Source organism: Phenylobacterium sp. LjRoot219 (genome assembly GCF_964252995.1).
Lineage (GTDB): Bacteria > Pseudomonadota > Alphaproteobacteria > Caulobacterales > Caulobacteraceae > Phenylobacterium.
Map to the genome: position 1 here is coordinate 702,466 of NZ_CAXUQI020000001.1, position 20,420 is coordinate 722,885.

Consider the following 20,420-nt stretch of genomic DNA (forward strand, 5'->3'; position numbering starts at 1 on the left):
GTCCTGGGGCCTGAGAGATTTCGGGTTCCGCCGATGGTTGGCGGCCCTCTGCTCCTTCGGCGAGCCGACCGGGAACCGGCGGCTACTTTCCAGCGTGCATCAGCTCGTCGCGGTCCGTTGTGCCTGAGCGTTTCCGGGGCGGTTGCGCCTTCGGCTCCGGACTCGAAGATCCGGTATCTCCCGCGAGAGTCGGCGGGAAGGTGGGCGAGAGGCGCGGCGGAGTCAACGCGGGAGTGGCGGGGAGGGGGAGGGGCCGCTCGGCGGGGGGGAGGCTGACGCAGCGATCGCATTTGAATAAGCTCTGCTATATGTCCGACCTCGCTCAGGATCGGCCGATCGAGCGTGCTCGCGACGACCGGCTCGACCGTACTCCGTTCGTTGAGAACCTAGCTCGCGCGCTGGTCTACGACGAGAAGGATGACGACGGCCGCTTCGTGGCGCGCCGTGCAACTGGCATCGTCGTGGGCCTGACGGGCAAGTGGGGCTCCGGCAAGTCAAGCATCGTGAACCTGCTCGCCGACCACCTCGGAGGCGTCGAGCACGTCGCAGTCGCCACGTTCAATCCCTGGCTATTCCAGGGCCGCGATGAACTCTTCGCAGCCTTTTTCGACGAACTTCGCGATGCGTTGGGGCGGAGCTCCTCGGAGAAGGTCCGTGAGGCCCGGACCGCGCTGGACAAGTATCGGGCGGACATTAGCGCAGGCGGGCAAGTTGTGGCGTTCGCCGCAGATACGGTGGCGCCGGCATGGGTGGGGAAGGCAATTCTGAAAGGCCTCGCGGGACTGAAACTCATCACGCGCCCCAAGGACCTCTTGCCTCAGGAGGAACGCCGCGCCCTCGAAGAGAAGCTTGAGAAAGCCGAGGTTGCGGTCGTTGTCCTGATCGACGAGCTCGACCGGATCGAGGACGACGACGTGCGCGCGGTCGCCCAACTTGTGAAGGCGGTCGGAGACATCAAGGGGATTTCGTACCTCGTCGCCTACGATCCCGAACGTGTTGCCGATGCTCTAGGACGTGGCGAGGGCGAGTCGCGTCGCCGCTCGGGCGAGGCATACTTAGAAAAGATCGTTCAGCATCCGATCCCGCTGCGGCCGCTCTTTACGCACGATGTCGAGCGGCTGCTTGACAGGCTTCTAGAACACCACGGCGTTCAGCTTCCACCCGACCTGACGGACAGCGAAATCGAGGTCGTGGCGTGCATCCGCAACGCTGTCTCGACGCCACGGGAGATTAAGCGGCTGGCCGGAGCCTACGCCGTTCTCGACCGAATGCTGAGACTGGAAGTCAGCGCCGCCGACCTACTGGGATATTGCTGGCTCCTGACCAAGGCTCCGGCGCTGCGGGATGCCATTGCGCGCAACTTGGAAGCTTTCGTCGACGATCCCAACGCCCCGGAAATGACGCGACGCGTCGTGGAGCGCATCGAGAAGATGGAGCCAAGTCTCGACGAGGCACTAGGCGTCACGGCAAAGCCGCACGAGGAACTGTTGCAGCTTCTTTTTCCCCGGTTCGGTGAGGGCGGGCGCGAGAACAGCGGCGAGCGCCTCTCGCGGCGACGCAATCTGGTTCGCACGCTCTATCTCGGCGATGCACCGGGCATCACCTCACGCGTGGCCGTTGAGCGGCTTTGGCATGAGCCCGATGAAGCGGAACTCGCCCTCGCGCTGCGGCGCTTGTTGGCCGAGGGCGAACTGCGTCCGATTCTCGACCGGCTTGACGATCTCTTGCTCAAGCTCCCTGAGCGCGGGGATGTCCCATTTTTCCGCACCCTTTCTCGCGCTCTCGTGCGCGATCACGACTGGTACTTGGAGCCTGAGCCGCATTTCGCAGTGGCAGACGATGCAATTGCGCAACTCTTTCGCCTAGGACTTCGCGAAAGGAGCGAGGCTGGGCGCGTGCAGAAGATCGTTGCGGCGCTCGTGGACGATGGCGATCTCATCCTGTCGCCGGGCATCCTTCGGAAGCACCTATTTCGCTGGGGCCTCACGCATCACTCGCAGGGCGAAAGGCGTGGCGAGTTCATCTTCGACCGACGCGAAACAGAAGATCTCCGGGACAGCACCGACAAGCTTTACAGGTCCGCGCTCACGGAGGGACGCCTCCTTCGTCGCATTCCGAACTGCGAGGCGCTGTTTGCGCTGAGCAACACGGGTAACTGGGACAATTCGCTTCGTGAGAGCCTGACAGGACAACTCAGCACCTATGAGGGCCGAGCGTCCTTCGCCGCACTCGTCGTCCCACCCGGCCACGGCATCGATCAGTTGACGCTCGACCGGCTGATGGACGCGTCGCTAGTGCAGTCGCGAATGGAGGCTGCGGGCGAGGGAAAGGAGGTCAAGAGCTGGATTGACGCCTGCCTTCGTCGCCTTCGTCGTTCGCTTGAGGGCAGGGACACAGTGTTCGACCACGGCGATGAGGACGAGGAGGACTAGCCTCGCCTGATTGCGGTTGCCCTCCGAAGCTATCAGCGCCGGCTCTGATGGATGTGCTGAGCCATCGGTCCGTTCTGCGTTGCGGTCCAATCTGACAAGGTCGGAAGCAACTGCTGAGGGGCAGGCAGCGTCCCTCCCGCTATTCAGCCGGCAGCCAAGGCCCGCTCCTGCCGCTGCTCAGCCGCCTATCGGTGCTGGCTCCGGCCCAAACACCTTGACAAATTCCGCGGATGTTCTCGCAATGTTCGCCAATGTCCCGTCCCGCCACCCTCTCAGCCGCCGCGACCCCGGGGGCCTCCGACGCCCCGGCGGCGGCCGACGGCGCGCTGCGGGCGGTGTTCGAGCGGCAACTGGCGGTGCTGGGGCGGCTGGCCGAGGCGGGGCTGAACATCGCGCTTTCAGTCGAGCGGCGGGCGACGGCGGCGTAGGCCGCCGAGGCTGACGCAGCCGAAGCGGCGCCCGTGGCGCCGCCCGGGGCGTCGGGCGACGTCGCGCTGGCCTATGCGCGGGTCTCACGGGCGGTGCGATATGGGGACAGGATACCCATTCCCGAAAATCGCCGCCCGTTGCGAAGCCAAACCCGTTGGCGCGACCTGCATCACATGCGAGCGTTCGTTCCTGCCGCCGAACTACCGTTCCGCGAGCATCAGTGCATAGTCCAAACCGCGTTCATCTCGGCCTAGGCTCCTCGGAGGTTCCTGTGACCGCTTCCGGACTGAACCTTTCGCCCGAATTGCTGCGGCAAAGGCCGCTCGAGGTCGCTCCCGACACGTTTGTCATCCGCGCCGCCGTGCCGTCTCTGGGCGGCTTGGCCACGAGCATGAATTCCATGCTCATCCGCGCGCGCGAGCCGATCATCGTCGACACCGGAATCGTCACGAGCCGGGATGACTGGTTCCGCGACGTGTTCTCACTCGTCGAGCCCGAGGCGATACGGTGGATCTACGTCACTCACGACGACGGCGACCACGCCGGCAATCTCATCGAGGCCCTTGAGAGGTGCCCGAATGCGACCGTCGTCGCGAGCCGGGCGGGCTCGTTTCGTACCGCGGCGTGCCTGGGCGTTCCCCTTGAGCGCATGCGGTTGATCGACGACGGCGAGCTGTTGGATGTCGGAGATCGCGTTCTCCGCGCCGTCCGGCCGCCCGTCTACGACAGCCCCTATACCCGCGGTCTGTTTGATCCCATGACCCGCGTCTACTACTCCTCGGACGCGTTCTGCGCGCCCATGCCCACAGACCTGGTCGACTACGTGGATCAGATGCCCGCCCAGATGTGGACAGAGGGCATGGTGCGTTTTCACCACCATTCTCTCTGCCCCTGGATTTCATTGGTGGACGAAGGCCGGCTCAAGGCCGAGGTCGAGAAGTTGGTGAGGCTCGACATTGAGGTGATCGTCGGGGCGCACACGCCGACGATCCGCGGGCCTTCGGTGTCGAGCGCGTTCGACCAAATGGCGAAGCTGCCCTCCGCCGTACCGCAGCCTCTTTTCTAACTTGTCCATCCATCGGCTGTCGGTTGCGTCTCGGGGCGGACGGACCGCTGTCCGTTCCCGGCGCCGGAGCCGCCGGACCGCACGCCTTGACAAATTGGGCGAATGTTCTCGCAATGTTCGCCAATGTCCCATTCCGCCACCCCCTCAGCCGCCGCGATGCCAGCGGACGAAGCCGCTCCGGCGGCGGCCGCCGCCGCGCTGCGGGCCGTGCTCGAGCGGCAGCTGGCGGTGCTGGGGCGGCTGGCCGAGGCGGGGCTGAACATCGCGCTTTCGGTCGAGCGGCGGGCGACGGCGGCGGAGGCCGCGGAGGATGACGCAGCCGAAGCGGCGCCCGTGGCGCCGCCCGGGGCGTCGGGCGACGTCGCGCTGGCCTATGCGCGGGTGTCGCGGGCGGTGCGGCTGACGGTCGCCCTGCAGGGGCGGGTGGTCAAGGAGCTGCAGGCGCTGGACGAGGAGGCGGTGCGCCGGCGGGTCCGCTGTGAGGCCGAGGCCGGCCGCGAAAGGCGGGAGGCGCAGGCGGCGCGTAAAGCGCGCGTCGAGCGCATCGTCGAGCGGCTGATCCGGGCGGAGGCGGCCGACGAGGCCGAGGGCGAGCGGCTGGCCGACGAGGCCTATGAGCGGCTCGAAGACGACGACATCTACGGCGAGCTGACGGCGCGGCCGGTCAGCGAGATCATCGCCCGGGTCTGCCATGACCTGGGCCTGGCGCCCGACTGGACGCGTCTCGCCGAAGAGGCCTGGGCGCAGGACGAGCTGGCGGGCGGATCTGTGGGCGCGCCGCTGACGGCGATCCGCTGGCTGGACCCGCCGGGGCCAGAGCCTTCCGGAGACGACCCCGGCGCCCTTTCTTCCTCTCCCGCGTGCGGGAGAGGGGGACCGCCCGGGGAACACCGGGCGGTGGAGAGGGAAGGCCGCGGCCGCTGAGCCGGCCGCGGCGATTGAGCGGAATTTCAGGTTGAACCGCCCTGCCGGCGGCTCGCCCTCCCCACCACGCGCTCTTCGGCGCGCGGTCCCCCTCTCCCGTTGCACGGGAGAGGAAGCGAAGCGCCTACATCCGCTCGGGAACGCTGATCCCCAGCAGCTCCAGCGCCTGCTCCAGCTGGCGCAGCGTCGTCTGGGCCAGCGTCAGGCGGCTGGCGCGGACCGCCGGCTCGGCCTGCAGGATCGGGCAGGCGGCGTAGAACTTCGAGAAGCTCTGCGACAGCCGGTAGGCGTGCTCGGCGACCGCGTTGGGGGCGTACCGATCGTAGGCCTCGACCAGCGCCGCATCGAACGCGTCGAGCGTCAGCGCCAGGTCGCGCTCGGCCGGCTCGGCGATCACCACCGGCCCGGCGCTCGCACCCTCGTCGGCCGCCTTGCGCAGCAGCGATTTCACCCGCACCGCCTGGTACAGCAGATAGGGGCCGGTCTTGCCCTCGAAGCTGGTGAAGCGGTCGAGGTCGAAGACGTAGGAGGTGCCGCGGAAGTTCTGCAGGTCGGCGAACTTCAGCGCCGCGACGGCGACCTTCTGGGCGATCGCCTCGAACTCGGCTTCCGGCAGGTTCTCGCCGAGGCCGGCCTCGTGCAGCCGCTCGCGCGCCTTCTCCCGGGTCATCTGGATCAGGTCGTTGAGCTTCAGGACGCCGCCTTCGCGGGTCTTGAACGGCTTGCCGTCGGTCCCGTTCATGGTGCCGAAGCCGATGTGCTCCAGCTGGCCGTCCTTGGCGTAGCCCGCGAGGTAGGCGGCGCGGAAGACGATCTCGAAGTGGTCGGCCTGGCGCTGGTCGACGCAGTAGATCACCAGCTGCGGATCGAAGCTGGTCTTGCGGTCGAGGATCGTCGCCAGGTCGGTCGTGCCGTACATGGCCGAGCCTTCCGACGAGACCACCAGCAGCGGCGGCAGCTCGCGCTTGTCGCCTTCGCGCGCGACCCGGACGATCTTCGCCCCCTGGTCGTCGACCAGCAGGCCCTTGGCGGCGAGGTCGTCGACCATCGACGGGATCAGCGGGTCGACGTCGCTCTCGCCCTTCCACAGGTCGAAGTCGACGCCGAGCGCATGGAAGTCGCGCTCCAGCGCCACGCGGGTGACCTTGGCGAAGCGCCGCCACAGCAGGTAGGCGCCGGGACGCTTGGCCTGCAGCTCGGCGGTCAGCTTGCGCGCCCGGTCGCGGTAGGCGGGCTCGCTCTTCCCCTTGGCCGCGGCCTCCGGATAGAGCCGGTCGAGGTCGGCCAGGGTGACGCCTTCGAACTCCGCCGGCTCCAGCTCGGTCCAGCTGGCCGGCAGGTCGGCCGGTCGATCGAATTTGGCGTTCAGCGCCTCGACGGCGGCGGCGATCGTCGGGTTCTCGTCGGTCACCGCGCCGATCAGCAGGCCCATCTGGTAGCCCCAGTCGCCGAAGTGGGCGTCGCCGACCACCTCGTCGCCGCGGAAGCGATACAGCCGCTTGAGCGACTCGCCGATGATCGACGAGCGCAGGTGGCCGACGTGCATCGGCTTGGCGACGTTCGGGCCGCCGTAATCGACCAGCACCCGGCGCGGCGCCTCGACCGTCTCGCCCCCGGCGCGCGGGTCGGCGGCGATCTCGTTCGCCCGGCGCGACAGTTCGCCCTCGGCGAGCTTGAGGTTGATGAAGCCCGGCCCCGCGACCTCGACCGACGCCAGCCGCGGATCGCTGGCCAGCTGTTCGGCGACGGCGGTCGCCAGCTCGCGCGGGTTCTTGCCGACGCGCTTGGCGGCGGCGAGCGCGCCGTTCGACTGGAAGTCGGCCAGGTCGGGCCGGTCGGAGGCGGTCACCCGGCCAAGCTCGGCGGGCAAGCCAAGGCTGGCGAAGGCGGTCTGGACCGCTTCGCTCAGAGTCCGTTTCAGATCGCTCATTGGCGCTTGGATTTATCCTGCGAGGCGACGGTCGGCGCGACGTTCGGCCGGAACCGTTTGCCCTCGCGGTTGAAGGCGGCCATCTGCGGCGTCACCTCGAAGCCGACCAGGACCTCGAAATTGGCGCCCGACACCGTCGGCGTGGCGCGCGGGATGACGATGCCTTCGATGGTCTCGGACTTGTAGACGCGGTCCTGACCGGCCGGGAAGTTGACCGGCAGCTCGAAGCTCTGCTTGGCGATCACCTCGCGGTTGCGGTCGGTCACCGCCACCCAGTAGCGGAAGGTCTTGGACGAGCCCTCGGCCTGCGGACCGCGGCCGAGCTCGAACAGCAGGTTCATCTCCACGCGGATCGGGTCGTCGCTCTTGTAGGCGCAGGACGCCGAGACGCCCTGGATCTCGCCGGTGAAGCCGACGGCGCTGGAGGATTCCTGCGCGCCCTTGAACTCGACGTAGCGGGCGGCGTCGTACAGCGTCTTCACGAACGGGCAGGGGCCGGCGTTGCGCATCGCCGGCAGCGGCGCCTGTTTGTCGCCCCACTCGTCGGACTTCTTCTTCTTCGACGCGGCGTCGTCCTGCTGGTCGCCGCCAGGAGCGCCCTGGGCGTGGGCCAGGTTGGGCAGGGAGGTGGCCGCCATCGCGAAGGCTGCGGCGGCGAGGAGCAGGCGGCGCATGAAAGGCGTCCATCAATCGAGAAGGGGCGCGGAGAAGCGCGCGCGGGTGTTGAGCCTAAGTACAGCGTGACGAATGCGGCCGCAACGCGGCTGGCGGCGAGAGGCGCGACCCCTTAGATTCCGCGCCCATGTCCGATCCCCGTCCGCTTCCCAAGCTCACCGTCCTGCTCGCCAGCCCGCGCGGCTTCTGCGCCGGGGTCGACCGCGCGATCCAGATCGTCGAGCGGGCGATCGAGAAGTACGGCGCGCCGGTCTATGTGCGCCACGAGATCGTCCACAACCGGCACGTGGTCGAGCGGCTGCGCTCTTTGGGCGCGGTGTTCGTCGAGGAGCTGGACGAGGCGCCGGCCGACCGGCCGATGATCTTCTCCGCCCACGGGGTGCCGAAGGCGGTGCCGGCGGCGGCGCGGGCGCGCAACATGCTCTACCTCGACGCCACCTGCCCGCTGGTCTCCAAGGTGCACGTCGAAGCCCAGCGGCACTATGACGCCGGGCGCGAGATCGTGCTGATCGGTCACGCCGGCCACCCGGAAGTGGTCGGCACCCTGGGCCAGCTGCCCGACGGCGCGGTCGCCCTGATCGAGACCGTCGCCGACGCCCAGGCCTTCACCCCGCGCGACGCCGCCAATGTCGCCTTCGTCACCCAGACCACCCTGTCGGTCGACGACACCGCCGAGATCGTGGCCGCGCTGCGCGCCCGCTTCCCGGCGATCGCCGCGCCGCACAAGGAAGACATCTGCTACGCGACCACCAACCGCCAGGAGGCGGTCAAGTCGATCGGCGCGAAGAGCGACGTGCTGCTGGTGCTGGGCAGCGCCAACTCGTCGAATTCGGTGCGGCTGGCCGAGGTCGGCCGCCGGGCGGGCGCTGCGGCCTATCTGATTGAGGACGCCGCGGCGCTCGATCTCGCCTGGCTGCAGGGCGCGCGGACGGTCGGCGTCACGGCCGGGGCCTCGGCTCCCGAGGTGCTGGTGCACGGCGTGCTCGACCGCCTGCGCGAGAGCTTCGACCTCACCGTCGCCGAGGCCGAGGCCGAGCCGGAGACGGTCAGCTTCAAGCTGCCGCGGGCGCTGGTCGAGTAATCACCACTCCGCTCGTCCCCGCGAAAGCGGGGATCCAGGCGTTTTTGTCGCCCAGGCAGGCGCCGCTCTTCTGTCGCATCGGAACAGAACCCGCTTTCGCGGGGGTGAGCGGGGAGGGGCGCTCGGCCCTTTATCGAACGTCTCAGCTCAGCTGTTCGAAGGTCCGGTTGTAGCGCTTGAGGAAGGCGCGGCCGCGGGCGTGCGGGTCCTCGACCCAGACTTCCTGCGTGACCGCCGCCAGCACGTGGCCGTCGCGCGTGGGCTCGAGGTGCAGCACGCCGCCGACCTTGGCGTTCAGTAAGTCGATGGCTTCTTCGTTGAGGATCACAGCGACCTGGTCGCCAATTTTTTCGACCTTCAGCGCGATCATAGACAGCTCCTCCGAAAGCTCCCGAACCTACCACGCGGCGTCCGAGGTGTCTTGACCTGCCCGGCGCGCTCGCGCAGGGCAGCGCGCATGGCGGTTTATACGGACATAACGGACGACGAGCTGGCCAAGCTTCTGGCCGATTTCGATCTTGGCGAGGCGCTTAGCTTCAAGGGCATCGCCGAGGGGGTCTCCAACTCCAACTTCCTGCTGGAGACGGACGCGGGGCGGTTCATCCTGACCGTCTACGAAAGCCGAACCCGCGAGGAGGAGCTGCCGTTCTTCCTCGGGCTGATGCGCTGGCTGGCGCAGCACGGCTATCCGTCCGCAGCGCCGATGGCCGACCGCCAGGGCGAGGCGCTGAAGCGGATCCGCGGCAAGCCGTGCGCCATCGTCGGCTTCCTGCCCGGTATGTCGGTGCGCCGGCCGAGCGTGGCGCACTGCCGCGCGGCGGGCGAGGGGCTGGCCCGGCTGCACCTGGCCGCCGACGGCTTTCCGCTGACCCGAGCCAACGACCTCGGCCAGGCCGCCTGGGCGCCGATGTTCGCGCCGCTGGGCGCCGCGGCGGAGGCGTTGAAGCCGGGCCTGAAGGCGACGATCGAGGCCGACCTGGCGCATTTCGAGCGGGCCTGGCCGACCGGCCTGCCGGCCGGGGTGATCCACGCCGACTTCTTCCCGGACAACGTCTTCTTCCACGCCAAGGAGTTCGCCGGCGCGATCGACTTCTATTTCGCCTGCAACGACGCCCTGGCCTACGACCTGGCCATCGCGCTCAACGCCTGGTGCTTCGAGCCGGACGGCAGCTTCAACATCACCGCCGCACGCGCCTTGGTCGCCGGCTATGAGACGCACCGGCCGCTGAGCGGCGCCGAGCGCGCAGCGCTGCCGGTGCTGGCCCACGGGGCGGCGATGCGCTTCTTCCTGACCCGGCTGCAGGACTGGGGCTCGACCCCGGCCGACGCCCTGGTGAAGCCGCACGACCCGCTGGAATACGAGCGCAAGCTGGCGGTGCACCGCGCAGCCCCTGACCTGGTGCTGTTCGGAGCCGCCGCATGACCCCGCAGGTGGTGATCTACACCGACGGCGCTTGCTCGGGGAATCCGGGGCCCGGCGGCTGGGGCGCGATCCTCATCTACGGCGACAAGCGCAAGGAGATGAAGGGCGGCGAGCCGGCGACGACCAACAACCGCATGGAGATGATGGCGGCGATCCGGGCGCTCGAGGCTCTGACCAAGCCCTGCAAGGTCGAGCTGCACACCGACAGCCAGTACGTCCAGAAGGGCATCCACGAGTGGATCCACGGCTGGAAGCGCCGGGGCTGGCTGACCGCCGACAAGAAGCCGGTGAAGAACGACGACCTGTGGAAGCGGCTCGACGCCGCGCGCCAGCGCCACGAGGTCGACTGGCGCTGGGTCAAGGGCCACGCCGGGCACGAGCTCAACGAGCGCGCCGACGAACTGGCGCGCCAGGGCCTGAAGGAAGGCCTCGGCCGGGCGGCCTAGAAGCCCCCTTTCATCCGCTCGTCCCCGCGAAAGCGGGGATCCGGGCTTTTTATGTTCGGAAGCTTCAGGCCGCCGCCTGGACAGCAAAAAACGCCTGGGCCCCCGCTTTCGCGGGGGAGAGCGGTTCAGAAAGTGCGCTCTAAGCCCGCGCCTAGCTGCACTTCACCGGGCCGCGGTCGATCTCGCGCCCGAGCAGGCCGCCGGCGGCGGCGCCCAGGATGGTGCCGGTCATGCGGTCGCGCCCGCCGTCGAGCTCGCGGCCGACCAGGGCGCCGGCGGCGGCCCCGATCACCAGGCCGGTGGTGCCGTTGTCGCGCTTGCAATAGTAGCGGCCATCCTTGCCGCGCCAGGTCCGCTCGCGGCTGACCGGCCGCGGCTCGTAGTAGCGGCCGTGGTCGTCATAGATCCGCTCCTTGGCGCGGCGGCCATGCGCCGGGGCCCAGGGCGGCGGGTCGGCCAGCGCCGAGGTGGCGACGGGTATGACGAGGGCGGCGAGGGCGGCGGCGATGACCGTCTTGCGCATATGCAGGTCCCCTGCGGTTCTAGTTTGCCCGCGCCACTGCCAAGCTGTTGTGGCCACACCAAGGCGGCGGGCCTGCGGCCCGCGGTCGCGCCTCAGGCCACGGCGCGTCGCGCGGCGCGGCGTGCGGAGGTCTCGGCCAGGGCGATGCCGAGCAGCACCAGGCCCAGGGCTGCGGCGTGATGCGGGCGGAACGGCTCGCCGATCAGCAGCACCGCCAGCAGCGCGCCGAACACCGGGACAAGATTGACGAACAGGCCGGCGCGGGCCGGGCCGATCAGCTGCACGGCGCGCATGTAGAACAGCTGGGCGACGAACGACGGGGCGAGCGCGACGTAGAGCAGGATCGCCCAGCCGCGCCCGGTCGGCGCCTCCGCCTGGCCGAGCGCGAGTTCGGCGAAGGCCAAAGGCAGCGAGCTGGCGAAGGCCGCCGCCGCCAGCCCGGCGAAGAACCATAGCGTCGAGACGCCCTCGCGGCCGCGCAGGCCCAGGGTGTAGCCGGCGTAGAGCACGCAGGCGACCAGCATCAGCAGGTCGCCGGGATTGAACCGCAGCCGCGCCAGCCCGGCGAGGTCGCCGTGGCTGGCGACGGTCAGCACCCCGGCCAGGGTGATCAGCATGCCCAGCACCTGGCCGGCCTTGACCGGCGTCTGATGCAGCGCCAGCGCGCCGAGCATGACGAGGATCGGGATCGAGCCCTGCAGGATCGAGATGTTCACCGCGCTGGTCAGGTGACCGGCGACGTAGAACAGCGCGTTGAAGGCGGTGAAGCCGCAGACGCCCATCGCCAGGATCGGCCGCCACTGGGCGCGCATCCGGGCTGCGTTGCGGGCGATGGCGTCGCGGCCCAGCACGCCGACGATCGCCAGCACCAGGCTCCAGCGGCCGGCGGTGAGCAGCATCGGCGAGATCTCGCCGACCGCCAGCCGGCTGGCCACGGCGTTGCCGCCCCACGCCAGGGTGGTCAGGACCAGCAGGAGGTACGGCTGCTGATAGATGGCCCCTAGCGCGCCGCGTCCTGGCTGGGTGGCTTGGTCTTTGGCCATGCGCCCTGACTAGCCGGCTTCGGGGACGAAGGCGCGCGCGCTGATCGCCTCGAACAGCCGGGCGCGGGTTTCGACCGGCGCGGGGTCCGCGGCGGTGGCGTACCAGATCGCCGACAGCAGGCGCGAGAGCACGGCGGCGCGCAGCGACAACACTTCGGGCGGCAGATCGAGCAGGCCTTGCAGGCCGCGGCGGGTGGTGCCGCCGTGGGCGAAGCGGATGACCGCGGCGCAGGCGGCCTGTTCGGGCCGGCGCACCGCGGCGAGGAACAGGTTGCGCCGCGCCAGCGCCGGACCCGCCGGCCCGTCGCGCAGGGTGTGCGGGCGGATCGTCGCGATGAACTCCTCGCGGCTGCGGCTGTCCTCGACCGAGCGCGTCCCGGCTTCGCCGTCCGGCGGGGTCAGCGCCAGCACCTGGCCGCGGATCGCGCCGGCGGTCAGCTCCTCGATGGTGCGGAAGTGGTGGGTCACTGCTCCGGTGGTGACGCCGGCGCGCGCCGCCACCGCGCGGTGCGTCAGGCCGCCCAGGCCGGCCTCGGCGGTGGCCGCGGCGGCGACGGCGATGCGCGCCGCCGCGGGCGTCAGCGTCCCGTAGGTCAGCGCGCCCGCGCTGCGCTCGGCCTGGGCCAGCGCGCCGATCGCCGGCATCGGCGAGGCGCCCAGCCACACGGCGCCGAAGTGGTCGGCGAGTTCGCGCAGCACCGCCCCCTCCAGCGCCGGCGACCAGGCCGACAGGTGGTAGAGGCCCTCGGATTCGAAGAACAGCTGCATCAGCCGGCCTTGCGCCGCGTCCAGGCCGAAGTCGTCGGCGGTCGCCAGCCAGAAGTCGCGCCACAGCGCGGTCCAGGGGCCGCCGCCGTGCGCCGGGGCGACCGCCCGCCGCTCCTGGTAGAGCAGGGCCAGCGGCCGCGCGCCGAGCGTCCATTCGCGCACGACGTGCTCCAGCGCCCGCACCGCGCCGTCGGGCGTGCGGGGCAGGGCGTCCAGCTCCTGGCGACGCGCTTCCAGCCAGGCGGCGGTGCGCGCGGTTCCCTGTTCAAACGCCAGGGATAACAGTCGTTCTATTCCGCCGAAGTTGTAGTTGATCGCGCTGGCCGAGGCGCCCGCCGTCGCGGCGACCGACCGGGCCGAGGCCGCCGCCAGTCCGTGCTCGGAGATCTGCAGCGCGGCGGCGGCGACGAGGCGTTCCGCCCGACTCGCGGCTTCCCCGACTTCCGGCGTTTTGGTGGAGGAGGCCGCGGCGCGCGCGGCCGACGGGCGGCTGGACATCGCCGCATTGTCTTGGGGCCCGCGCTCGGGCGCAAGCCTTGCGGGAGACCACCGTGCGTCGTAAGACTGCAACATAACAGTCGTTCCAGTTTCACACGCCGTCTGTACCGCACCCCGTCGCCCGCACCGCGGGTCGGGGATTTCGGAGAAGTGTGATGAGACGGGGACTTCAACGTTCGTTCGCGCGGCGCGCGGGGCTTCTGGCGAGCGCCGCGGCGCTGATCGTGGCGGGGCCGGCGTGGGCGGCGGACGTCGATGCGGCGGTCGAGGCGAGCGCCGCGGCGACCGCCGAGGCGGAGGCGATTGCGCTCGATGAGGTCGTCGTGACGGCGCAAAAGCGCGCCACCAACCTGCAGGAGACGCCGATCTCGATGGCGGTGATGGGCTCCGAGGCGCTCGCCAACCGGCACATCCAGTCGCTCGGCGACCTTTCCGACGGGGCGATCCCGTCGCTGCGGATCGCACCCTTCTTCTCGCGCAGCTCGGCGCTGCTGATCGGCATGCGCGGCATCGGCGTGGGCGACGCCAACCAGCCGGCGCGCGATCAGGCGGTCGGCGTCTACATCGACGGCGTCTACCTCGGCCGCGCCCAGGGCCTGGGCTCGGCGCTCTATGACGTGGAGCGGATCGAAGTGCTGAAGGGCCCGCAAGGCACCCTGTTCGGCCGCAACACCGAAGCCGGGGCGATCAGCATCGTCACCCGCGATCCCACCGGTGAATTCGGCGTCGACATGATCGCTGGCTACGGCAACTACAACAGCTACAAGGCCGAAGCTCACGTCAACCTGCCGGAGTTCCACGACGTCGCCGTCAAGCTGGACGGCTTGATCACCAAGCGCGACGGCACGGTGAAGAACCCGACCACCTCAGGCCAGCAGGACTTCAACGCCTTCGACCGGAAGGGCTTCCATGGCCAGGCGCTGTGGCGGCCGACGGACGCGTTCCGCGCCAGCTACGCCTTCGACTATTCGTACGACGCGACGACGCCCTACTACCTGCAGGTCGTCAGCAAGGGCTCGCTGCCGCTGGCTCCCGCGAACCCGGCGCAGCCGGATCGTGCCGAGAACTCGAATGTCGGCGTCCCGCTGCAGTGGAGCGTCGGCAAGACGTGGGGCCACCACCTCAACCTTGACTGGCGGCTGTCCGAGACCCTGACGCTGAAGTCGATCAGCGCCTACCGCAAGCTCGACCAGAGCCAGTACGACAACGCCCCGAACCTATCGCCCTTCTTCCCGAACGGGACCTTCTCCCGTTACAGCCTCGCGCAGGTGAATCAGGAGCAGTACAGCCAGGAATTCCAGGCGATTGGGGAGCTCGATCACTTCGAGTTCGCCGCCGGGGCCTTCTATTACCACGAGAAGGTGCGGGATAACGCCCAGGCGCCGAACACCATGCAGTGGAACGCGACGGGCACCGCCTACACGACGCTGTCGCTCGACCTGAACGCCGTGCAGATCGACCGAGCGGCCCACGTCACCACCGAGAGCTACGGCGTGTTCGGCCAGGCGGTCTACACGCCGCCGGTGCTGGACGAGCGGGTGCACCTGACCGTCGGCGGGCGCTTCACGCACGACGCCAAGAAGGGCTCGCTCGACACCGTCAACGGCGCCCTGCCGAGCTATGTCGACGCCAGCGGCGTCCGCGTCACGGGCGTGATCCCTCTCGACGACAGCTGGGACCGGTTCGACCCGCTGGTCGTCCTCGCCGGCGACCTGGCCGACAACGTCAACGTCTACGGTAAGTGGAGCACTGGCTATAAGTCGGGCGGCGGCAACACCCGTTCGCTGACCTTCCGGGCGTTCGATCCGGAAAAGGTCTCGATGTTCGAGGTCGGCGCGAAGACCGAGTTCTGGGAGCGCCGGGGGCGGTTCAACATCGCCGCCTTCTACGGCGATCTGAAGGACGCCCAGGTCGATTTCACCGTCCTGATCATCGGCAACAACCGCACCACCCAGGAGACGACGAACTCCGCCTCCGGCACGACTAAGGGTGTGGAGATCGACGGCTCGATCCAGCCGGTCGACGGGCTCACGCTGTCGGCGAGCTACGCCTACACCGACATCGAGCTGTCGGACGCGTTCAATCCGTTCACCAATTCCATCGCCACGGTCTATCCGACCTACGCGCCGAAGAACGCAGCCAGCATCTCGGCCGACTACGAGCGGCCGGCGTTCGGCGCTCTGCTGCGGGCCCACCTCGACGGCAACTACTCCGACGGCCAGTACAGCACCCCGAGCGATCCGACGCTCAGCGACGACTCCTTCATCGTCAACGGTCGGCTGGCGCTCAGCGACATCCGCCTGACGGACGCCGCGACGCTGGAGGTGTCGCTGTGGTCGCGCAACCTGTTCGACGAAGAGCATCTCTTCGTGAAGAGCTTCAGCTCGGCCCTCGGCGCCTACGGCATCTTCAACGACCCGCGGACCTTCGGGGTCGAGGCCAAGCTTCAGTACTGATTTTCACCCAGGGCGCGGGCGGCGACGAGGCCGCCCGGGCATCATGTCCGGAGGAACTATGGATCGTCGTGAATTCCTGATCGCCGCCGTCGGCGGCGGCGTGCTGGCCGTCGCGCCGGCCGCGCTCGCCAAGGCGCCGATGACCGGCGAGGCGACCCGCACCGGCGCCGACGCCGTGCGGCTGGCCTGGACCGAGCAGAAGCGGCCGGTGGCGATCCTGGTGTCGTCCGACGCAGACGCGCCGCGCCAGAAGATGCGCCTGCTGAAGACCGGCCTGCAGGGCGCCCAGGCCGAGCTGGCGGCGCCGGTTTCGCCGCGGCCCTACTTCCTGCTCAGCACGCCGGACGGCGCCCAGGTCCGGGTCGCCGAGCGCCTGCTGCCGCTGAAGGGCGGCCGCAACTTCCGCGACATCGGCGGCTACCGCTCGGCCGACGGCCGGCAGGTGCGCTGGGGCCGGATCTACCGCTCGGGCGTGATGAACGGCCTGACCGAAGCGGACATGCGCTACCTGTCGGACCTCGGCATCCAGGCGGTCTGCGATTTCCGCAGCAAGCAGGAGCGGACGAGCGAGCCGAACGCCTTCCTGAAGGCGGGGGCCGGCCCGGCGGTGGTCGCCACCGACTACGACATGATGTCGATGGCGGGGATGGCCCATGTCACCACCCGGCAGGAGGCGATCGACACCTTCGCGACGGCCTATGTCGAGTTCGTCGACATGCTGACGCCGCACTACACCGACATGTTCGCCCGGCTGAAGCGGGGCGAGACGCTGGCGTTCAACTGCTCGGCCGGCAAGGACCGCACGGGCATGGCCGCGGCGCTGATCCTGTCGGTGCTGGGCGTGCCGCGCGAGACGGTGGTCGCCGACTACGGCCTGACCCAGGTCTACACGCCGCCGTCGATGTACCTGTCGAAGGTCGCGCAAGCGCCGTCCGCCGGCGTTCCCGACGAGCATGCGAAGGCCTTCGCCCGCATGCCGCGCGACGTGATCGAGGTGATGCTGGGCTCCGACCCGGCGGTGATGAGCAAGGCGCTGGCGGCCATCGACCGGAAGTTCGGCGGGCCGGTCGCGCTGTCCAAGGCGAAGTTCGGCCTCTCGGACGCCGATGTCGTCGAGTTGCGGCGCATCTATCTGGTCTGAACGTGAAAGCGGGGCGGTCTCGCGACCGCCCCGCCTGCGTCTTCCTAGTACAAGCCGGGGGCGGTCTTTCGACCGCCCCCGGGGCCGTTCCGATCAGGCTGGCGTGCTGACCGGAGCGGCGCCGTCAGTACCGGCGAACGCGGTCCTGGCGGTCGTGCCGCTCGGCGTAGATGCGGTTCGACAGCCGGTCGAAGCGCCGATCGAGGTCCTGCCGCTCCCAGCCGCTCAGACCGCCGCCGGAGTAGCGGTAGTTGCGCTCGAGCCGCTCGAGGTCGCGGAAGTCAGACCGCAGTCGGACGGCTTCCGGCCGGGTCAGGTCGCCGCGCCGCACGCCTTGCTCGATGCGCCGTTCGAGGTTCGCCTGGCGCTGGTTGATCGACTGCCAGGGTGCGGCGTTCGCCGCGACGGGCAGCGAGACCAGGACGGCGGAGGCGGCGGCGACGGTCAGCAGGATACGTTTCATGAGGGACGTCCTCTTTTCGTTTTGAACTGGGCGCTTCCAGGAAGCGATGGTCCTAGGAAACAGCCGTGGCCATGAACGCAGCCGGAGCGGATTTGTTTGCATTTGTTCATCTGACTGCGCCTTAGGCGGCGGTTGCGGCCGGGCGTCGAAACCTCAACTGTCCTTGTGCGTTCATGCGCCGATTGCAGCGAGGACCAGAGATATGGACCAAGGCATCGGCATCATTGGCTGGATCGTCATCGGCATCGCCGCGGGGTGGATCGCCGAGAAGGTGATGAAGCGGAACCACGGCCTGCTGACGAATCTGATCGTCGGCGTGATCGGGGCCTTCCTCGGCGGCTTTATCGCAACGGCGATAGGGATGGGCCCGAACGGTTGGATCATGAGCCTGGTGGTCGCGACCCTGGGCGCGATCGTCCTGCTGTGGATCGTCGGCATGGTGCGGAGCCGGCGGGCGTAGCTGCGCCCCCGCGCTCTTCCGATCCGACGTGCGGCGCCGTCACGTCCCGCTCCCCTAACGGGCGGGATGGTGCACTGTCGCCCGAACCGACGCCGCGGAGGCGATAGTTCCGCGGCGGGGGCGTCCGGCGCTTGATCGGGCAGGCCTCATCGCTAGATAGTTCGGAGCTGAACGAAAGGGCTCCGAATGGCCTCGCAACCGATCGACCATCCCGTCCTGCAGGTCTTTGGCCTGATCCGGCTGATCGACCACGGGGTGCATGAGCAGATCGCCGAGTGCCTGCCGGAAACGCTGACCGTTCCGCAGTACGAGCTGTTGCGGGTGCTCGACATGAAAGGCGAGGGCCTCAGTCCGGCGGAGATCGCGCAGATCTTGAATGCGCCGAAGAGCGTCGTCACCGGCACCCTGCAGCGGCTCGAAGCCGCCGGCCTGATCCGCATCGATCCCTGCCCTGAGGACGGCCGCAAGAAGCAGGTCTGGGTGACGGCCAAGGGGATGGAGGTCTATGTGGCCGCGGTCGCTGCGATCCGTCCGAAGATGGACCGCCTGCGCGAAGCCTTCACGCTCGAGGAGTTCCGCGAGGCGGTGCCGTTCCTGAAGGCGCTGCGCACCTGGTTCTCCGAGCGCGACTGGGCCGACCGCGCGGATTCCTAGCAATCGCGACGCCGCTCGCTGATTTTTGATCGCCGCTACGGCCGCGCCGGCGTGAAAACCGCGCGCCGCCTCGCCACCTTCATCGGCGGAGGTTGATCATGGCCGAGCCCCTGCACGTCGTCTGCGTCCACTGCGACAGCGTCAACCGGCTGCCGGTCGAACGGCTGGGCGTCGGGGCCAAGTGCGGCCGCTGCCATCGCGCGCTGTTCGACGGGGTCCCCGCGGCGCTCGACCAGCCGCGCTTCGCCAAACACCTGGCCAGCAGCGACCTGCCGCTGATCGTCGACTTCTGGGCCGCCTGGTGCGGGCCGTGCCGGGCGATGGCGCCGATCTTCGCCCGCGCCGCAGCCGAGCTGGAGCCCGACGCCCGGTTCATCAAGGTCGACGTCGACGCCAACCCGGGGCTCGCGGCGCAGTTCAGCGTGCAGAGTATCCCGGCGCTGTTCGTCTTCCAGGGCGGCAAGATCGTCGCCCGCCAGGCCGGGGTCACCGACGCCGCCACCCTGCGCGCCTGGGCGCAGCGGTTTTCGCCGCGGCGGGTGGGGGCGTAGGACCATATTCCGTCATCCCGGCCGGAGCGTAGCGGAGAGCCGGGATGACAAGTTTTGTTTCCCGAATTTGCGCCTCGCCCCAGCACGGGCGACAAGGGCTGCTCGCGACAGGAGGGCGCCCGCATGACCGACCAGGTGCTGGTCGACAAGACCGACGGCGTGCTGACGATCACGCTGAACCGGCCCGACAAGAAAAACGCGCTGACCACCGAGATCTATGCGCAGTTCGGCGGGGCGATCGACGCGGCCAATGACGATCCGCAGGCCCGGGTGGTGCTGATCCAGGCCAACGGCGATATGTTCACCGCCGGCCACGACATCTCCGAGTTCGCCGCGATCAACGCCGGCCAGGTTCCCGAGACCCCGTCGGGCGAGCCGCTGCTGCTGGCGCTGGCCAACGCCAAAAAGCCGCTGGTCGCCGCGGTCCAGGGCCGCGCCGTCGGCATCGGCCTGACCATGCTGCTGCACTGCGACCTGGTCTACGTCGCCGAGGACGCCTTGCTGTCCTGCCCGTTCGTCAACCTGGCGCTGGCCCCGGAGGCGGCCTCGTCGCTGCTGCTGCCGGCGCGGATCGGCCACGTCCGGGCCTTCGAGCTGTTCGCGCTCGGCCGGAGCATCGACGGCCGCACCGCCGAGGCCTGGGGGATCGCCAACGCCGCCGTGCCGGTCGACCAGGTGCAGGGCCGGGCGCGCGAGGCGGCCCGGCTGCTCGCCCAGCAGCCGCCCGCCGCGGTCGCGGTCACCAAGGCGCTGATGCGCGACCCGGCGCTGTTGACCCAGCGGATCGGCGAGGAGTTCACCCACTTCTACGCCCAGCTGAAATCGCCGGAGGCGAAGGAGGCGTTTTCCGCCTTCTTCGAGAAGCGCCGGCCGGACTTCACGAAGGTCCAGGCATGACCGACCTGATCATCCGCCCGGCCGCGCCGACCGACGCGGCCGCCATCATGGGCTTCATCGGCGAGCTGGCGGAGTACGAACGGCTGTCGCACGCGGTGGAGGCGAGCGAGGCCGACATCGCCCGCGACCTGTTCGGCCCGAGCCCGCGGGCCTGGTGCGACATCGCCGAGCTCGACGGCGAGCCGGTCGGCTTCGCGCTGTGGTTCTACAACTACTCCACCTTCAAGGGCCGGGCCGGCATCTATCTCGAGGACCTGTTCGTGCGGCCGGCCGCGCGCCGCGGCGGGGCCGGCAAGGCGCTGCTCCGGCGTCTGGCCCGGCGCTGCGTCGATGAAGGGCTCGGCCGGCTGGAATGGGCGGTGCTCGACTGGAACGCGCCGGCGATCGGCTTCTACGACGCGCTGGGCACCGAGGCGCTCGACGACTGGACCGTGCGGCGGGTCAGCGGCGCGGCGCTGGCGAAGCTGGCGGGTTAGAAAAGCACCGTCCGTACCGGCGAAGGCCGGTATCCAGATTCAGCCTGAGCACTTGGTGGGCTTCACCTGGGCCCCGGCCTCCGC

Annotated in this window: 21 protein-coding genes and 1 riboswitch; of the genes, 14 read left to right on the forward strand and 7 right to left on the reverse strand. The window is 69.4% G+C overall.

The window, feature by feature from the left end; genetic code table 11:
- Positions 1-100: 100 nt before the first annotated feature.
- Positions 101-193: riboswitch (glycine riboswitch) on the reverse strand.
- 115 nt (positions 194-308) lie between these two features.
- The 4 genes from ACSQ14_RS03435 to ACSQ14_RS03450 all read left to right on the forward strand — a co-directional run bounded on the left by ACSQ14_RS03435 (position 309) and on the right by ACSQ14_RS03450 (position 4,851).
- On the forward strand, positions 309-2,432 hold the full coding sequence (locus tag ACSQ14_RS03435) for a KAP family NTPase (protein ID WP_436009746.1): 2,124 nt from the start codon (positions 309-311) through the stop codon (positions 2,430-2,432).
- Positions 2,433-2,683: 251 nt separating this feature from the next.
- The gene (locus tag ACSQ14_RS03440) at positions 2,684-2,860 is read left to right on the forward strand and encodes a hypothetical protein (RefSeq protein ID WP_436009747.1); all 177 of its coding nucleotides are present in this window, start codon (positions 2,684-2,686) and stop codon (positions 2,858-2,860) included.
- A 272-nt stretch (positions 2,861-3,132) separates the two neighbouring features.
- Positions 3,133-3,927 (forward strand): MBL fold metallo-hydrolase, encoded by a 795-nt coding sequence (locus tag ACSQ14_RS03445; RefSeq protein WP_436009749.1) that lies wholly within the window; start codon positions 3,133-3,135, stop codon positions 3,925-3,927.
- A gap of 156 nt (positions 3,928-4,083) precedes the next feature.
- Positions 4,084-4,851, forward strand: coding sequence for a hypothetical protein (locus ACSQ14_RS03450; RefSeq protein WP_436009751.1), 768 nt, complete (start codon positions 4,084-4,086; stop codon positions 4,849-4,851).
- A gap of 124 nt (positions 4,852-4,975) precedes the next feature.
- Here the strand turns inward: ACSQ14_RS03450 and ACSQ14_RS03455 are convergent, their stop codons facing one another.
- Positions 4,976-6,781 carry an arginine--tRNA ligase gene (locus ACSQ14_RS03455; protein ID WP_436009753.1) on the reverse strand — a complete coding sequence of 602 codons (1,806 nt, stop codon included), beginning with the start codon at positions 6,779-6,781 and terminating at the stop codon, positions 4,976-4,978.
- Positions 6,778-7,455: a Tat pathway signal sequence domain protein gene (locus ACSQ14_RS03460; protein ID WP_436009755.1), complete on the reverse strand. Its 678-nt coding sequence runs from the start codon at positions 7,453-7,455 to the stop codon at positions 6,778-6,780. The genes ACSQ14_RS03455 and ACSQ14_RS03460 overlap by 4 nt, the downstream gene beginning before the upstream one ends.
- 128 nt (positions 7,456-7,583) lie before the next feature.
- Between ACSQ14_RS03460 and ispH the strand changes: the two genes are divergently transcribed.
- Entirely contained in the window at positions 7,584-8,537 is a 954-nt protein-coding gene (ispH, locus tag ACSQ14_RS03465) for a 4-hydroxy-3-methylbut-2-enyl diphosphate reductase (RefSeq protein ID WP_436009757.1), read from the forward strand.
- Positions 8,538-8,679: 142 nt separating this feature from the next.
- Here the strand turns inward: ispH and ACSQ14_RS03470 are convergent, their stop codons facing one another.
- The gene (locus tag ACSQ14_RS03470; protein ID WP_436009759.1) at positions 8,680-8,907 is read right to left on the reverse strand and encodes a hypothetical protein; all 228 of its coding nucleotides are present in this window, start codon (positions 8,905-8,907) and stop codon (positions 8,680-8,682) included.
- 87 nt (positions 8,908-8,994) lie between these two features.
- On the opposite strand from ACSQ14_RS03470, the gene thrB reads away from it, so the two are divergent.
- Both thrB and rnhA read left to right on the forward strand, forming a co-directional pair.
- Positions 8,995-9,960, forward strand: coding sequence for a homoserine kinase (gene thrB / locus ACSQ14_RS03475; protein WP_436009761.1), 966 nt, complete (start codon positions 8,995-8,997; stop codon positions 9,958-9,960).
- Positions 9,957-10,406: a ribonuclease HI gene (rnhA, locus tag ACSQ14_RS03480; protein ID WP_436009763.1), complete on the forward strand. Its 450-nt coding sequence runs from the start codon at positions 9,957-9,959 to the stop codon at positions 10,404-10,406. Before thrB ends, rnhA begins: the two co-directional genes overlap by 4 nt.
- Positions 10,407-10,557: 151 nt before the next feature.
- On the opposite strand, the gene ACSQ14_RS03485 is transcribed toward rnhA, so the two are convergent.
- The 3 genes from ACSQ14_RS03485 to ACSQ14_RS03495 all read right to left on the reverse strand — a co-directional run bounded on the left by ACSQ14_RS03485 (position 10,558) and on the right by ACSQ14_RS03495 (position 13,238).
- Positions 10,558-10,929 carry a glycine zipper 2TM domain-containing protein gene (locus ACSQ14_RS03485; protein ID WP_436009765.1) on the reverse strand — a complete coding sequence of 124 codons (372 nt, stop codon included), beginning with the start codon at positions 10,927-10,929 and terminating at the stop codon, positions 10,558-10,560.
- A 92-nt stretch (positions 10,930-11,021) separates the two neighbouring features.
- A complete protein-coding gene (locus ACSQ14_RS03490) occupies positions 11,022-11,972 on the reverse strand; it encodes a DMT family transporter (RefSeq protein WP_436009767.1) in 951 nt (316 codons plus the stop codon).
- Between the two features lie 9 nt (positions 11,973-11,981).
- Complete coding sequence (locus ACSQ14_RS03495) at positions 11,982-13,238, reverse strand: TetR/AcrR family transcriptional regulator (RefSeq protein ID WP_436009769.1); 1,257 nt, start codon at positions 13,236-13,238, stop codon at positions 11,982-11,984.
- Positions 13,239-13,393: 155 nt separating this feature from the next.
- On the opposite strand from ACSQ14_RS03495, the gene ACSQ14_RS03500 reads away from it, so the two are divergent.
- Together ACSQ14_RS03500 and ACSQ14_RS03505 are read left to right on the forward strand one after the other, a co-directional pair.
- On the forward strand, positions 13,394-15,694 hold the full coding sequence (locus ACSQ14_RS03500; RefSeq protein WP_436009771.1) for a TonB-dependent receptor: 2,301 nt from the start codon (positions 13,394-13,396) through the stop codon (positions 15,692-15,694).
- Positions 15,695-15,752: 58 nt separating this feature from the next.
- Entirely contained in the window at positions 15,753-16,835 is a 1,083-nt protein-coding gene (locus tag ACSQ14_RS03505; protein ID WP_436009773.1) for a tyrosine-protein phosphatase, read from the forward strand.
- A gap of 124 nt (positions 16,836-16,959) precedes the next feature.
- Here ACSQ14_RS03505 and ACSQ14_RS03510 read toward each other — a convergent pair whose 3' ends face one another.
- The gene (locus ACSQ14_RS03510) at positions 16,960-17,298 is read right to left on the reverse strand and encodes a hypothetical protein (protein WP_436009775.1); all 339 of its coding nucleotides are present in this window, start codon (positions 17,296-17,298) and stop codon (positions 16,960-16,962) included.
- Positions 17,299-17,500: 202 nt separating this feature from the next.
- Between ACSQ14_RS03510 and ACSQ14_RS03515 the strand changes: the two genes are divergently transcribed.
- The 5 genes from ACSQ14_RS03515 to ACSQ14_RS03535 all read left to right on the forward strand — a co-directional run bounded on the left by ACSQ14_RS03515 (position 17,501) and on the right by ACSQ14_RS03535 (position 20,336).
- On the forward strand, positions 17,501-17,758 hold the full coding sequence (locus tag ACSQ14_RS03515) for a GlsB/YeaQ/YmgE family stress response membrane protein (RefSeq protein WP_436009777.1): 258 nt from the start codon (positions 17,501-17,503) through the stop codon (positions 17,756-17,758).
- Between the two features lie 186 nt (positions 17,759-17,944).
- On the forward strand, positions 17,945-18,412 hold the full coding sequence (locus tag ACSQ14_RS03520; RefSeq protein WP_436009779.1) for a MarR family winged helix-turn-helix transcriptional regulator: 468 nt from the start codon (positions 17,945-17,947) through the stop codon (positions 18,410-18,412).
- Between the two features lie 98 nt (positions 18,413-18,510).
- Positions 18,511-18,963, forward strand: coding sequence for a thioredoxin TrxC (trxC, locus tag ACSQ14_RS03525; RefSeq protein ID WP_436009781.1), 453 nt, complete (start codon positions 18,511-18,513; stop codon positions 18,961-18,963).
- Between the two features lie 123 nt (positions 18,964-19,086).
- Positions 19,087-19,860 carry an enoyl-CoA hydratase gene (locus ACSQ14_RS03530; protein ID WP_436009783.1) on the forward strand — a complete coding sequence of 258 codons (774 nt, stop codon included), beginning with the start codon at positions 19,087-19,089 and terminating at the stop codon, positions 19,858-19,860.
- Positions 19,857-20,336: an N-acetyltransferase family protein gene (locus tag ACSQ14_RS03535; protein WP_436009785.1), complete on the forward strand. Its 480-nt coding sequence runs from the start codon at positions 19,857-19,859 to the stop codon at positions 20,334-20,336. The genes ACSQ14_RS03530 and ACSQ14_RS03535 overlap by 4 nt, the downstream gene beginning before the upstream one ends.
- Positions 20,337-20,420: the final 84 nt, after the last annotated feature.

Bases quoted from the DNA above. Each gene is read 5' to 3' on its own strand.
- ACSQ14_RS03440 (WP_436009747.1), top strand. From the start codon at position 2,684: ATGTCCCGTCCCGCCACCCTCTCAGCCGCCGCGACCCCGGGGGCCTCC.
- ACSQ14_RS03490 (WP_436009767.1), bottom strand. From the start codon at position 11,972: ATGGCCAAAGACCAAGCCACCCAGCCAGGACGCGGCGCGCTAGGGGCC.
- ACSQ14_RS03460 (WP_436009755.1), bottom strand. From the start codon at position 7,455: ATGCGCCGCCTGCTCCTCGCCGCCGCAGCCTTCGCGATGGCGGCCACC.
- ACSQ14_RS03515 (WP_436009777.1), top strand. From the start codon at position 17,501: ATGGACCAAGGCATCGGCATCATTGGCTGGATCGTCATCGGCATCGCC.
- ACSQ14_RS03510 (WP_436009775.1), bottom strand. From the start codon at position 17,298: ATGAAACGTATCCTGCTGACCGTCGCCGCCGCCTCCGCCGTCCTGGTC.
- rnhA (WP_436009763.1), top strand. From the start codon at position 9,957: ATGACCCCGCAGGTGGTGATCTACACCGACGGCGCTTGCTCGGGGAAT.
- ACSQ14_RS03435 (WP_436009746.1), top strand. From the start codon at position 309: ATGTCCGACCTCGCTCAGGATCGGCCGATCGAGCGTGCTCGCGACGAC.
- ACSQ14_RS03450 (WP_436009751.1), top strand. From the start codon at position 4,084: ATGCCAGCGGACGAAGCCGCTCCGGCGGCGGCCGCCGCCGCGCTGCGG.
- ACSQ14_RS03455 (WP_436009753.1), bottom strand. From the start codon at position 6,781: ATGAGCGATCTGAAACGGACTCTGAGCGAAGCGGTCCAGACCGCCTTC.
- ispH (WP_436009757.1), top strand. From the start codon at position 7,584: ATGTCCGATCCCCGTCCGCTTCCCAAGCTCACCGTCCTGCTCGCCAGC.
- trxC (WP_436009781.1), top strand. From the start codon at position 18,511: ATGGCCGAGCCCCTGCACGTCGTCTGCGTCCACTGCGACAGCGTCAAC.
- ACSQ14_RS03500 (WP_436009771.1), top strand. From the start codon at position 13,394: ATGAGACGGGGACTTCAACGTTCGTTCGCGCGGCGCGCGGGGCTTCTG.
- ACSQ14_RS03520 (WP_436009779.1), top strand. From the start codon at position 17,945: ATGGCCTCGCAACCGATCGACCATCCCGTCCTGCAGGTCTTTGGCCTG.
- ACSQ14_RS03470 (WP_436009759.1), bottom strand. From the start codon at position 8,907: ATGATCGCGCTGAAGGTCGAAAAAATTGGCGACCAGGTCGCTGTGATC.
- ACSQ14_RS03530 (WP_436009783.1), top strand. From the start codon at position 19,087: ATGACCGACCAGGTGCTGGTCGACAAGACCGACGGCGTGCTGACGATC.
- ACSQ14_RS03495 (WP_436009769.1), bottom strand. From the start codon at position 13,238: ATGTCCAGCCGCCCGTCGGCCGCGCGCGCCGCGGCCTCCTCCACCAAA.
- ACSQ14_RS03535 (WP_436009785.1), top strand. From the start codon at position 19,857: ATGACCGACCTGATCATCCGCCCGGCCGCGCCGACCGACGCGGCCGCC.
- ACSQ14_RS03485 (WP_436009765.1), bottom strand. From the start codon at position 10,929: ATGCGCAAGACGGTCATCGCCGCCGCCCTCGCCGCCCTCGTCATACCC.
- thrB (WP_436009761.1), top strand. From the start codon at position 8,995: ATGGCGGTTTATACGGACATAACGGACGACGAGCTGGCCAAGCTTCTG.
- ACSQ14_RS03505 (WP_436009773.1), top strand. From the start codon at position 15,753: ATGGATCGTCGTGAATTCCTGATCGCCGCCGTCGGCGGCGGCGTGCTG.